The organism is Nitrincola sp. A-D6 (assembly GCF_000764495.1).
GTDB lineage: Bacteria > Pseudomonadota > Gammaproteobacteria > Pseudomonadales > Balneatricaceae > Nitrincola.
The window spans coordinates 1-11637 of sequence record NZ_JRLB01000056.1 but is presented as its reverse complement, the minus strand read 5'-3'; the positions used below and the strand labels follow the sequence as shown (position 1 = coordinate 11637).

At 57.1% G+C, this 11637-nt stretch carries 15 protein-coding genes; all 15 read right to left on the bottom strand.

The window, feature by feature from the left end; genetic code table 11:
- Nucleotides 1-154: 154 nt before the first annotated feature.
- Nucleotides 155-1723: a putative baseplate assembly protein gene (locus tag LH51_RS19180; protein ID WP_052063656.1), complete on the bottom strand. Its 1569-nt coding sequence runs from the start codon at nucleotides 1721-1723 to the stop codon at nucleotides 155-157.
- Nucleotides 1724-1731: 8 nt separating this feature from the next.
- On the bottom strand, nucleotides 1732-2595 hold the full coding sequence (locus LH51_RS10345) for a hypothetical protein (RefSeq protein ID WP_036522081.1): 864 nt from the start codon (nucleotides 2593-2595) through the stop codon (nucleotides 1732-1734).
- Nucleotides 2592-2990: a GPW/gp25 family protein gene (locus LH51_RS10340; RefSeq protein ID WP_036522079.1), complete on the bottom strand. Its 399-nt coding sequence runs from the start codon at nucleotides 2988-2990 to the stop codon at nucleotides 2592-2594. The genes LH51_RS10345 and LH51_RS10340 overlap by 4 nt, the downstream gene beginning before the upstream one ends.
- Nucleotides 2963-3403: a DUF4150 domain-containing protein gene (locus LH51_RS10335; protein ID WP_052063655.1), complete on the bottom strand. Its 441-nt coding sequence runs from the start codon at nucleotides 3401-3403 to the stop codon at nucleotides 2963-2965. Before LH51_RS10335 ends, LH51_RS10340 begins: the two co-directional genes overlap by 28 nt.
- Nucleotides 3403-4215: a hypothetical protein gene (locus LH51_RS10330; protein ID WP_036522078.1), complete on the bottom strand. Its 813-nt coding sequence runs from the start codon at nucleotides 4213-4215 to the stop codon at nucleotides 3403-3405. The genes LH51_RS10335 and LH51_RS10330 overlap by 1 nt, the downstream gene beginning before the upstream one ends.
- Before the next feature lie 19 nt (nucleotides 4216-4234).
- Nucleotides 4235-4717, bottom strand: coding sequence for a phage baseplate assembly protein V (locus tag LH51_RS10325; protein WP_036522077.1), 483 nt, complete (start codon nucleotides 4715-4717; stop codon nucleotides 4235-4237).
- A gap of 51 nt (nucleotides 4718-4768) precedes the next feature.
- On the bottom strand, nucleotides 4769-5929 hold the full coding sequence (locus tag LH51_RS10320; RefSeq protein ID WP_036522075.1) for a hypothetical protein: 1161 nt from the start codon (nucleotides 5927-5929) through the stop codon (nucleotides 4769-4771).
- Entirely contained in the window at nucleotides 5926-6678 is a 753-nt protein-coding gene (locus tag LH51_RS10315) for a CIS tube protein (protein WP_052063654.1), read from the bottom strand. Before LH51_RS10315 ends, LH51_RS10320 begins: the two co-directional genes overlap by 4 nt.
- Nucleotides 6675-6860 (bottom strand): hypothetical protein, encoded by a 186-nt coding sequence (locus tag LH51_RS10310; RefSeq protein ID WP_036522074.1) that lies wholly within the window; start codon nucleotides 6858-6860, stop codon nucleotides 6675-6677. The genes LH51_RS10315 and LH51_RS10310 overlap by 4 nt, the downstream gene beginning before the upstream one ends.
- 21 nt (nucleotides 6861-6881) lie before the next feature.
- Nucleotides 6882-7385, bottom strand: coding sequence for a phage tail protein (locus LH51_RS10305; protein ID WP_052063653.1), 504 nt, complete (start codon nucleotides 7383-7385; stop codon nucleotides 6882-6884).
- The gene (locus LH51_RS10300; RefSeq protein WP_036522073.1) at nucleotides 7382-9292 is read right to left on the bottom strand and encodes a phage tail sheath C-terminal domain-containing protein; all 1911 of its coding nucleotides are present in this window, start codon (nucleotides 9290-9292) and stop codon (nucleotides 7382-7384) included. Before LH51_RS10300 ends, LH51_RS10305 begins: the two co-directional genes overlap by 4 nt.
- Nucleotides 9276-9497 carry a hypothetical protein gene (locus tag LH51_RS10295; RefSeq protein WP_036522071.1) on the bottom strand — a complete coding sequence of 74 codons (222 nt, stop codon included), beginning with the start codon at nucleotides 9495-9497 and terminating at the stop codon, nucleotides 9276-9278. Before LH51_RS10295 ends, LH51_RS10300 begins: the two co-directional genes overlap by 17 nt.
- Nucleotides 9498-9507: 10 nt before the next feature.
- Complete coding sequence (locus tag LH51_RS10290; protein WP_036522069.1) at nucleotides 9508-9927, bottom strand: phage tail protein; 420 nt, start codon at nucleotides 9925-9927, stop codon at nucleotides 9508-9510.
- 26 nt (nucleotides 9928-9953) lie between these two features.
- Complete coding sequence (locus LH51_RS10285; RefSeq protein ID WP_081960773.1) at nucleotides 9954-10919, bottom strand: phage tail sheath family protein; 966 nt, start codon at nucleotides 10917-10919, stop codon at nucleotides 9954-9956.
- Nucleotides 10856-11637: hypothetical protein (locus tag LH51_RS20840; RefSeq protein ID WP_160173718.1), on the bottom strand; the 782-nt coding region annotated here is incomplete at its 5' end. The genes LH51_RS10285 and LH51_RS20840, both read right to left, overlap by 64 nt.

The following is an 11637-nucleotide window of genomic DNA, read 5'->3' as shown; positions in this document are numbered from 1 at the left end:
GGCTAATAACGGCCCATCTAGCCCCTGCCCTCGCGCGGTTGCCAGATGCAGCACATCGCCATCTGGCAGGAGTCCGTCTTCGGCTTGCGCTGGCCGCAAGGCTTTCCAGCCATTCAGCGCATCGAGTCTTTCACGCGGCATTTGTTGCAGCAGATCAGCCATAGTCCACCTCGAATCCTATGGCTCCTGGCTGTAACGCGGGCAGAAGCCCTTCTGGAACAGGGACCACGTCAGCGGGCGACCCACCCGCTACAAAATCATGTTCAAGATGTAACCGGGACACACGTTTAATGCCCGGTACAGCCAGCAGCACAGAATAGAGATCGGCATGATAGATATCCGTACCAAAGGGCCAACCCTTGCCTTCAGCGCCACCACGAATTGGATGTAGCCAATTAACCAGGGCCAGCCGTGCCGCGTCAGTTACGCTGGCAAAATCAGCATCGGCTGATACCGTTAGTCGAGCACCAAGTCGGGTAAGGTTGAAATAGCGCGGCCCCAGCACATGCAGTTCGGTCGTAACCAGGCGGCGCGGATCCAGCCATCCCCGCACCGCCGCCAGCATGGCCGCATCGGGTTGCGGAGTGGGATGATCGATATCGGGCAGCACCACCACCGATACAGCACCAGGCCGATCGGTGAAACCATCTGCTGTAGGTGCCTTCGCTGCAATGGCATAGGCGCTGTGGATTGCGGCTCCAGGGGTTTCCCGTGCCAGATCAGCGAAATCGCTGGCAGACACCGCACGCTCACGGCGCCGCAGGGTTGAAGGAGCACGTCGCCGCACTTCATCGAGGGTTTCACCATCCGCGCCGCCATAGGCAGCACGCGGATTAGAAACAGATTTCACCTGCGCCAGCGCTCCCTTGATTTTCGTGATAGTGCCGCGCGCCACATTGGCCACACGCCCCCCACCGAAGCGATAGCGGGCCGCACGGATAATAGACCCGTTAGGCGGGATTGCCCCGCCAACGCCCTTGGGTCGCCCATCTCCAAAACGTATTTCGCCTGTCGCCGCATCCAGCAGATAGACTCTGTCCGCCGGGCCATGACCGTGGAAATCTGTAACCCTTTGCCAGACTTGCACATCAGCGTTGATCGTTACCGTCAGATCCAGATCAGGCGCTCCGGTATTCGGGTCGATGGCAACCGGTGCGCGGGTCAGTCGCAGACGTTGGCCAGGCCGACCCGTGGATACACCCAATCGCTCATCCTTGCGCGTCGAGGCCGCTGTTCCCCGCACCACATTGAGCCGCAACTGATTCAGCAACCGAGGCCGCGACTCAGGTTGTTCAAGGGTCGCACGGATAAAATACAGCGGAAGATAGACAGGTTCACCCGTATCGGGATCCTCGATACCTGGCACATCCGGTGCCGCAAAAATTGGTACCAGACTGCCCCAGACTTCCTGGGGAATCGCAGCTGGATTAAGTTCGTCTCCCTGATTCACTTTTTCTTGTAACGCATCAGCCAGCGCTTGTGCATCAGCACAGTCGCTTAAAAGACCTGCCGTATCCTCCTCGACCCCCATCTGCAGTAACAGATCAACGCTCAATGCCTGCTTAAGCCGTTCGGCCTCTTCTGTGACATTAACACCATCAATACTGCCGCCAAGGAACGCAATCAACTCATCCGCGCTGCGCGGCGATCGCATCAGTCCCATCGCTTTCCACGCGTCGGCAGAGGCGGCGCTCAGGCGTACGCCGGTTGCAGTCGATGGCATCTCCAGTGTCAGGATACCACTGCGGCGTAAGCTTCGGTTTCGTCCAGCGTCAGGTTGAGTGGAACCCAGCCTGGCTTAGCGTCCAGGGTGAAAGGACCACTTTCGCCACCCGCATAAACCTCCCAGTGAACCGGTGACGGCGTGCCAGGCAGGGCAGCCAGCGGACCCGCTATTGTCATCTCTGGTCCTTCGATCACCTCACCCTGTGTATCTGTGTCGAACACTTGCGCCGCTTCAACATACAGATCAAGTGGACCCACAGGCATCCGGTCTTCAGGAGTGGCTATTTCCGCTTTGGGGCGCAATACCAACGCAAAGATAAATTGCCGCCCAACCGCTTCTGTCTCGCCAAAAGGATGAAAGGCATGCAGCCATTCGGTGTCTTTGCTGCCCTCGTTGTCGAACCGGGTCACAGGCTGCCAGACGCTGCCTGAACCACCCAGGGGCACCAGCGACAGACCAACAGCCGCATTAACGGCCCGTAGCGAACGATCAGTTTCGAAGACCACTTCATCATCAAGATCAGGGTCGTCCACGGCCACTTGGCTACCGCGCGGCACATCTACCTGCAACGGGTCGCCCGGTCGTTTGAGATCTTTCAGTACAAACGCCAGGTCGGCGCGCGCAGGCTGTGCGGGTCGCGCTGTAATGCCGATCAGGTTAAGAAAAGCGATATGCGTTTGATCCGGCACCCGGTTGATCTGATAAAGCAGCGTTTCAGTGAGAAAAGCATTGGCCTCAAGAATGGCCCGGCCCGGATCACTGGCATTGTGATTGGTATATTCCGGCGTGTGCAACGGCAGGCGGCGCAGCGCCTCAGCCAGAAGGTCATCATAGGTACGGTTATCAAGGCGCGGTACGGGAAGCGTCATAAGGTCATCCCCTCGGTCAGGTAGAACGGATAAACGAGGTTAAGCGCGGCATTGTTGGAGCGCTTGCGCGTTTCGATGTCTACTAGTAGCAGCGTTTCGCTTTCAGGCGCGGTGGCGGCGCGGACACGCTGTACCTCGACTCTCGGTTCCCAGCGTATCAACGCATCGCGAACGGCTTCTTCAACGGCAGTGCGGGTAGCCGACGAATTGGGTGCGAACAAGTAGTCGTGAATGGCACAGCCAAAGGTGGGCTGCATAACCCGCGAGCGCAAAGGCGTGGTCAGGATGATCCAGATGGACTGCTGGATTGCTTCATCCCCGCTTGCCCAGCTCAACCCTCCGCGCCCATTAACGCGAATCGGATAGCTCATGCCCTGACCAATAATCTCTGACATAATCTAGCCCCCACCAGCACACTGGCATCGCCCGACAACACGTTACCAAAGGCATTGGCTCCAGGGTCACCAACATTCTGCTCGGTCGGGTCGCCCATACGAACCACGGCTTTGCCGTTGATCTGCACGCTGGCAGAGCCTTGCGGGAATTGACAAGCCCCTCCATTCGTCAGAGAAACCAGCCCACCATCCGTTCCGGCCTCGTCACCGCTGGTTGAAGCAACACTCGATTGAGTGGCGAGGATCACCCCCTTACCACCGACCGTCACATTTTCAGACACCTCGTCCGCCGACGACAGATCGGCAATGGATGGATAAGGAATGGGGACAGACGGTGCGGATGGCACAGATGTCAGGCAAACATTGGGAAAAGCCAGGGCTTGTCCTTCGGTCACAGCAATCGGACGGGCCATCAGACGACCTCCTTTATCTCAAGGCGGCGCAGATCAGCCGCGGGGTAATCACTCAAAGGCAGGGCCGCACGCCATAATACGCTCAGGATATCGCCCGACAGTATCAGGGTATCGGCGAGCAGGGTCTGTGCAGGACGGTGGCACCAATAGGGCGGGTCATTTCGCCCGCCTTCCCAGACAAAGGGATGCATCTCAAGCATCGGCACATCAACGCTGCAGTCAGCGACAGTTTCATGATGTTCAGGCGAGTCACCCAGGTTACTTGTGGTAGTGATTTGCATCTGCTGAGCACCCTCCAGATTCGGCAGAGGTGTGGCAGACGCATAATCTCCCGAGCGTCGCATCGACCGGAACAGCGCGGGGGCATGGTTAGCGAAATTGAAAGGCCGGGAGGTGTCGATTCGCGCCGGACGTGGCTCGAAGCCGAACAGATTCACCGGGTCGATCCCGGCATCTGTTTGCCGCTGATAGGTGCAGCGAGTCACGCCGTTTAATGTCAGAACGGCACGATCGATTTTATCCCCCATGTCATCACTTCGTTCTGTCCCTATACCCAGCAGATGCAGATCAACAGATTGCTTCAGCAAGGCGGTTTCGGTCTCGCGAACGATGACCAGTACCTCCTCTCCATCTATCTGACTCATTTGCACCTGTTCGGCCAGGATCAGACTGTCCGGATGGCTACGGGGTGTTGTCGAACCATCACTTGCCACACGCCATTCGCGCTTAACGATCACAGCAATATGGCCCCAACCCTTTTCGATCAGGTGTATTGCGGACCATCCCTCTGTGTGTGGCAGGATCATTTCCATGCCAGCCTCCGTTATGGGTTTAGCTTGATAGTCGAAGCGGTATGCGTCGCCTCGCCAGACGTATCGAAAAGCGTATCTCCCCGACCCGAATTGTCAGAGTCCCGTCAGTTTCGATACTGATGCCATCAGCATTCATCACGATGCGGTTAGCATGGCTGTCTTCGAGGATGATGCCGTCATCATCGCCATCCGACAGCGTCAGCGAATGCCCGGTGCGACTGACGAAACGACGCTCAGTGGTTGCATCAGCGGGTGGGCGCTGTGCACCGTTCCAAATGGCACCCAGAACGATGGGAGCATTGCGATCGCCATTAAGAAAGCCGACAACAACCAAATCGCCTTCTTCCGGCATAGTAAACACACCCGCCTCGTCACCCGCCATGATTGTCGACATCGGCGCCCAATCCGAGAGTGCACCGGCGGCATGGCCCAAATACTCTAACGCGACACGAGCCAGACCTTCCGGATCGTCGGTGTTGCGAACATAGGCCAGGCTAAGCATTCAGAACCTCCTTGCAGGCCTCAAAAGTCGTCAGATAGCCTGATGCACCAATCACATGCGTAGACTTGGTGACCACATAGATACCTGAAAACTTCGCGCCCAGGCCGCGCAAATCAACCAGGCACCCTTGCGCAATTGTGGCAGCCCAACGGTTTGTCCCGTTGCGGTAACGATGCCTCGTGCCTGCTCTCTCAGCCTGTTAAGAACGGCCTGCTCCGGGAAAGCGATCTGATGACGGGTTGGATCGGTGATCGGTTCAGGGTCATCAGGCAGATCATCGAGGATCGCGTCGAGGATCCCCGGTCCCAGAACATTGCGATTGAGCTCAGGCAGGTCATCCCAGCCTTTTTCCACTTCAAAGCGCTGTTCATCCTCACTGCTACCCAGTGGATTTTCGACAGTAATGCTCACAGATTTACTGAGGTGCGCGGTGCTGACAGTGGGGCTGAAACTCAGCAGCGTCCGGCCCCAGGTCAACGCCAGACGTATATCCTGTGGCGCGGCAATGACCAGACGCTCAGCTCCGGTCAAGTCATCCAGTGCGATATGACTGCCCAGTCCCAGTTGTGCAATTGCATCGCGCAGAACTGTGTTGGCATCCTTCTTGTCCAGATCATGTTCCGGTGCATCCTGACCTTCTTCGGTGGCACGCAGATCAGCACGAACACCTGACAAATCGAGATCCAGATCGATCTGGTTACACGCCTCTATAATCAGATCAATCAGCCCACCGGTGGCTTTACCTGTCAGTTTTTTTCGCCCCAACCAGGCCAGCGGACTGAGTACACGAACCTTGGCGACGGGCACGCCGCTTGCCGGAAACGAAGTGGACAGGGAAGCCACCCTCCCTAGCAGCATCAGTTGCGGATCCATCTTAGCGAAACCATCTACATTGTCGTCACGGTAATGCATGTACAAGGACACCACAGTACCGGGTTCCAGTACCGGAATCGGTTTATCCCCCGTGCTGGTGCTATAGGTCTTCAGCGCACCCGTTTCGTCCCAGGGTGAGGAATAAATGGGTTCCAGCCGGATCGGATCCCAATCCATCAGTGAAAACTCGAAACTATCAAACGCATCAGGCGCATCTGAATAGCTAACCTCGAGCACGTCGAAACGCAGTCGGCTATCTGGCTCAGCACCCTCTATGGCAATGTCGAATTCGGGCACCCGGAAGGTTGAAAACCCCTCTATTGGCTTGTATTCAGTCATACCAGCCCTCGCGTGTCGTCGGCGGCAGTGCTCAGCACCCTGCCGGGTTTCACCGCACGGATGTCGTCCAGGTCGTTATGTTCGGCGATAAGGCGCCATTTACGCGGGTCACCATAGGCGTCATAAGCAATCAGAGGCAGCGTTTCTCCCTGTTGAACGACATGGGTACGGGTGTGATCAGGTGAGCGGTAATTGATTGTTTCGATCTGTCGCGCCAGCGAGGCATATTCTTTCAGTGACAGGGTAACCAGCGCCCGAAGTGGCGTACCATCAGGAGCGAATAGGGTAAATTTGCGTGCAACCGATAACACCATCGCATCGAAATGCCCTTCAGGCTGCATCGAATTGGAATAGGCATTACCCGGAAAATGCGCCCCCCAACTGACCCGAACCAAGGGTGTTGCATGCTTGTCGCCGTCTACTTGTACAAACTGGTGAAAGGCATGCACCATACCTGTCACACCTTCCTTACCTTCCCCCATGCCCTCTGCCGTGCCATCAAACAGCAACTCAAGACTGAGTGTTTCTGCATCCCCCCGTACAAATTGACTGATGGGCATGGCAAGGCCTGGAATCGCAATATCGGCAAATTGAGCCGCCTTGGAAAAAGCCAGTTCATTGGGATTGAACATAACTGACAGCGGCTCACCATACGCACTGCTGTTGGCGTCGATCCGCTGAAATGTCAGCTTACCCGCCTGCTGCACCTCTGGCGTTAGCGCCGCCGTCAGATCGGCCAGCGGGTTCATGAACGCCCTCCCTGCCCACCGATGCGGGTTTCAGACAGGCGTGCCTGATCCGTGCGGGACTGCTGCTCAAGCTCGGCTTTGACAACGGCGACAATTCTAGCCATAACCTGCGGGCTAAGCAGGGCATCAGGATCTGTCACATCCACCCGGCTTTGCAGATTGGCAATACGGATTTCAGCCATAGCGGCCCTCCTCCAAAATTCTTACAGCCCCATGGCACTGGTAGCAAAGCCAGGAGACAGTAGCAGCGTTAGTTTTTCCGGCGCGATTTCCAGTTTTTCAATAGCCAGTGCTGAACTACTGGCGTTAAGCGACGGTCCGGTGAATTTAACCGGCAGCGCCCGTTCAGCCGCCCAAATCTTGATCGGGATCTGTTGTGCATTCGCCAACATAATGAACATACTGCGCCGCTCGGCTTCACCCCGCTGCCAGACAGCCAGCCAGTTCCACAGATCATCGCTCAGTCCCGTGCCATGCGTCAGCGTAATATTTGCCGGCTCGAACCGACCTGGCAAACGGTGGACCCGGTCATTCACGCCGCCTTCCAGATAAGTTTCTATCGACATGCTGTTGTCGAGACCTGAAACCTCGGAAAAACCGCCCGCGATGAGCCCGGTGATATTTCCAAGGGAAAGACCCTGATCTTCAGCGATGAAGCCAACATGAAAGCTAAAGGCTGGCAGAAGCGTATCAATGATCGAGTTCATGCCCCCTCCGTCACGTTAAGGGCTTCGGCCTGTGCAGCAAGACTGAAGGTAATAAATTCGTAAGGTCGCGTCGGAGCGATAGCAATTTCGGCGATCAGCTCACCGCGAGCCTGACTTGCGGGTAGATTAAGCTCGGCATCGCAGCGAACCGAATAAGCCTCTTCAGGGGTCTGACCGGCAAACATACCCCGCCGTCGCAGTGTTTCCAGGAACTCCTCAATGGCAAAGACTATCAACTGCCGCGTCAGTGGTGTGGCAGGCTCAAAAATCGCCCAATCAAACCGGGTCAGCAGGGTGCGTTCCAAGGCATCAAATAAGCGTCGGACAGACACCTGATCCCAATCCGGATTGGCTGAGAGGCTACGTGATCCCATCAAGCGTATAGCCCGGCCCGGTGTTGCTTCAATCAGGTTGAGCGCGGCACGGTAACATTCAGTAGCCAGGGCTTCGTCGAGCAGCAGTGGTACAGATTTAACGTGACGCAGGACCATATTACCTGGCGCACGATGCACCCCCTGTAATGCCTCCGCTGCCGCAAAGGCGCCACAAACATGGCCCGAAGGCGGACACAGCAGCAAGGCATCATCGCCATCGTCTGGAACGCCAATCCAGGGAGCCACAGCAAAACCACGCGCTGATCTATCCAATTTCGATACCCATTCCAATAACGCTTCGGGTGGCTGCTCCGGTGCAGGCGGGTCCAGTAAGGCAATGCGAAAGGGTCCGACAAGTCCAGGGTCGAGCATAGCTTGCTGGACTCGTGCAATCGCTTCAGGCGACAGTGCGGGCACCTCCTGCAACGCCATCATGCGTAACAGCGTAGGTTCAGCATCACTGGCATCTATGCGGGCTTGTACCAACGGATCGGCAGGCAGATAACCCGAAGCAAACAGACGCAATTCCACAATACCCAGCGGCAACCCTTTCAGGGTAAAGCGGCCATTTTCATCGCTGCGGGTGGTCTTACCCTCGCCCGCTACCGTAACCAGCACATCGGCAATCGGAGCATCCGTCTCGGCATTGTGAAGCTCGCCCTCAATTCTGCCGCGTGGCCGCGCCAATGGCAGAACACAGAGATCAGGTGCAACGGGAGCCGAATCAGGAACCGGCGGGGCGGCGGGCGGGGTCCGTACCAGATCCGGAGCGGCGATAAGTGCAATCTCATCCTCCGCGGCCTGTGCAGCAAGCGCCGCTAACCAATCCGCTTCAGTCTGCAATTCGAGTCCATCACGCCCGCCCGACAGGCTATAGTCACCCGCTTCCGGTAACCGATCTGCATCTGTCACAGCCATGGGCGCCACACGAACAAACTGACTTTCCCGGGTAATTGCCTGGGCAAAATGGCGCGCATGCGTAACAGAGGGTGATAGATTAGAAAACAGCTCGACTCTCTGGCCGGAAAAATGCAGCTCGGCAGTCAGCGTTCGTACCTGAAGCATCGGACCCGGACCATCCGGATCCAGCGCAATGGGAAGCGGATCAGCCAAAACAACCTGTCCCCGCAGGGTATCGACGCTCGCCAGTGTCGTCGAAAAAGTAGCATTTCCCTGACGAATATCTACCCAGGCACCCGGTTCCAGTCCAGTCATCTGTGAAACCTCGAGTTGTTCTCGATGCGCCGCACGAAACAGGACGGGTTGAGATGGCGTGGCATCATGCATTATTCGCAGGCTTAGCCTATTGCCCCAACTGCCCGGATCGGGAATGGAGCTTCCATGTCGTTGTAATATGCGATCCTGCCAAGGCAAGGGCGTGGCTCCGACAAGCCCGATGCCGAGATCCGCGGCACGTGTCGCGGCACTGATCTGCCATACCTCAGCAATCGCTCCAACAGCGGGTTGTGCTCCCGGTCCTATCAGACGCAGAATATGCACGGCCTGCCCGCCAGTTTCAAAGAAACCTTTCACGGTATGCGCCAGAAAAAAACCCGGGCACAGGATCACCGAACAGCGTCTCGAACTGGCGCAGGCTTTCGATGCGCACCGGCATCATCGCCGGGCCGCGCATGGCAAACCCGATCAACACGGCGATATCACGCCGTGCCAACCCACCCACCCGGCGAGTCGGCCGGACGGACTGCTGATAAATACCAGGACGAGACAAGTGTGTCATGTTTGCATCCTTAGACCTGCACCACAGACTCGACGGCAAGCTCTACTGTTTCCATCGCCACCTCATTAGCGGTGGCATTCAGCGTAGCGCCTTCAAGCTTGGCAGGAAAAGCACTGGTAAACTCCCAACGCAATGCGGGTTCACCTGCCTCATTCATCAGAATAATTGCACCATCCTTGCGCTGGGTCTGACCATCCGTTACTGATTTACGCCAATCCGCCAGTTCGGTGCTGTCAGTAAAACCACGCTTCAGCGTGATATTGCCGTATTTCGACAAACCCGGTAGCTTGCGCACATGAGTGACGTTATTACCTTCGCGGTATTCGATCACGTCACTTTCCATGGTGATCCCCGAGACCTCAGTGAAGCCCGCGGCGACCAGCCCGTCGATTTCCAGAAGGAAATTAAACTGCGTATAGGGGTAAGGCATGGCTTATATCTCCGATTTACCGAGGCTCAGCCCACGGCGTCCAATGTTTTTTGACTGATGCGAATGATGACAAACTCCGCCGGATACACAGGCGCTATGCCCACTTCAACAATCAGTCGTCCATTATCGAGATCAGCTTGCTCCATAGTGATCCCATAGCCCACATTCACAAAAAAGGCCTGCTCCTGCGTGATCCCGGCCAGGCCACCCTGGCGCCAAATGCTGTCAAGAAAACCGGTGATTGACTGGCGTACTGTGTCCCATAGCGGCTTGGCATTGGGTTCAAACACCGCCCATTGCAGGCCAGCATCAAGGCTTTGCTGGATCATCAGGAACGTGCGGCGTACCGGCACATATTTCCATTCCGGGTCAGACGACAGAGTGCGCGCACCCCAAACCCGCAACCCACGCTGGTCAGAACGAAAATCGCGCAGGCAATTCACATGAACCGGGTTCAGGATATCCTGCTCGCCCTTGTTCACGGTCACATCAAAACCGAGGATATTGCGAATCACCTCATTGGCAGGTGCCTTCCAGACCCCGCGTGCCGTGTCGGTGCGCGCATAGACGCCCAACACATGCCCGGAGGGTGGCACAGCATGCTGCTCGCCACGGGGGCCGAAAGGTGCGGGTACCATCAACCAGGGGTAATAAATCGCGGCACGTGTACTGTCGAATTCACCGCGATGATCGCGGGCATCGCGCAGGGTGGCCCCTTCGGGGGTATCCAGAACGGCGAAGCGGTAGACCTGCTGTTCACAATGCACCAACAACGCATTCTGCGCCGCCACATCGGTCTGGCCAGGAATGGCGACCAGGCTGATCCCCGGCTCGTTGGCCAGTGCCTGGATACCCGTACGATTGACAGGATCTTCCGAGGGCGTACCTATGTAGGTAGCGGGGGAAACGGCCCCATCCGACCCGCCAGTCAGATCATGCAGACCCGCATCGGGACGTACCCCATTCCCGGCTGGTACGAAAAGCCGCACCATTTGACTGTCGCCATCCACTGAGGGTCGGCACCACCCGCACTGCAACTACCCAACACACGTGGCGCATAGGCAGGGGACGCTGCAGATAAGGATAACCCGGTAAACAGTTCAGTTTCGACGGCAACCCCGTTGGACATTTTCTCGATTGTTAAGTCAAATGCGACACTGCTCGCTTCAGCCATCAGCAGCGCGGCGGCAAGGACGGCCTCTGCATCGGCCAACGCCGTTTCAAGTGCTGAGTGATCACCGCTTTCATCGGCTTCGATAGCAGCATCAAGCGCCGTCTGAGCGGCGGCGACGGCGGCTTCAAGTGGCGAACGCTCGGCAGCATCCGTGACCAGATTCTCAGCGATCTCCGCAGTCAGTTCGACAACATTATCAGCAAGAACAGCACGTACTTCACGTACTTCTGATCCTATAGTGAGGGTTGTGCCAGCCGTCAGACCAAAGGTAGAAGACAGGCGCAACTGAGCATCATCGCCACCCACACCCTGCTCCTCTATCCAGGCGGAAAAGCGTGAGGTATGGCTGACCGTAACCCGAAGCGCATCACCCCAGCTTCCCTCTGACCGTGCAAACACACCCAATGTCGGGACCGCACTGGCGTCAATCGTGACGCCAGCGGTGGCGGCCCCACACCGATGATGCGCACCACATAGACGCGGGAGCCGCCATTGGCAAAGAACCCATTCACCGCCTGCGGCAACGCATCGCCCCC

Excerpts from the sequence above, each read along its gene's own strand:
- LH51_RS10325 (WP_036522077.1), bottom strand. The coding sequence starts at position 4,717 with ATGCTTAGCCTGGCCTATGTTCGCAACACCGACGATCCGGAAGGTCTG.
- LH51_RS10315 (WP_052063654.1), bottom strand. The coding sequence starts at position 6,678 with ATGAACCCGCTGGCCGATCTGACGGCGGCGCTAACGCCAGAGGTGCAG.
- LH51_RS10345 (WP_036522081.1), bottom strand. The coding sequence starts at position 2,595 with ATGACGCTTCCCGTACCGCGCCTTGATAACCGTACCTATGATGACCTT.
- LH51_RS10340 (WP_036522079.1), bottom strand. The coding sequence starts at position 2,990 with ATGTCAGAGATTATTGGTCAGGGCATGAGCTATCCGATTCGCGTTAAT.
- LH51_RS10290 (WP_036522069.1), bottom strand. The coding sequence starts at position 9,927 with ATGCCTTACCCCTATACGCAGTTTAATTTCCTTCTGGAAATCGACGGG.
- LH51_RS10335 (WP_052063655.1), bottom strand. The coding sequence starts at position 3,403 with ATGGCCCGTCCGATTGCTGTGACCGAAGGACAAGCCCTGGCTTTTCCC.
- LH51_RS10330 (WP_036522078.1), bottom strand. The coding sequence starts at position 4,215 with ATGGAAATGATCCTGCCACACACAGAGGGATGGTCCGCAATACACCTG.
- LH51_RS10305 (WP_052063653.1), bottom strand. The coding sequence starts at position 7,385 with ATGAACTCGATCATTGATACGCTTCTGCCAGCCTTTAGCTTTCATGTT.
- LH51_RS19180 (WP_052063656.1), bottom strand. The coding sequence starts at position 1,723 with ATGCCATCGACTGCAACCGGCGTACGCCTGAGCGCCGCCTCTGCCGAC.
- LH51_RS10320 (WP_036522075.1), bottom strand. The coding sequence starts at position 5,929 with ATGACTGAATACAAGCCAATAGAGGGGTTTTCAACCTTCCGGGTGCCC.
- LH51_RS10285 (WP_081960773.1), bottom strand. The coding sequence starts at position 10,919 with ATGGTGCGGCTTTTCGTACCAGCCGGGAATGGGGTACGTCCCGATGCG.
- LH51_RS10310 (WP_036522074.1), bottom strand. The coding sequence starts at position 6,860 with ATGGCTGAAATCCGTATTGCCAATCTGCAAAGCCGGGTGGATGTGACA.
- LH51_RS10295 (WP_036522071.1), bottom strand. The coding sequence starts at position 9,497 with ATGACACACTTGTCTCGTCCTGGTATTTATCAGCAGTCCGTCCGGCCG.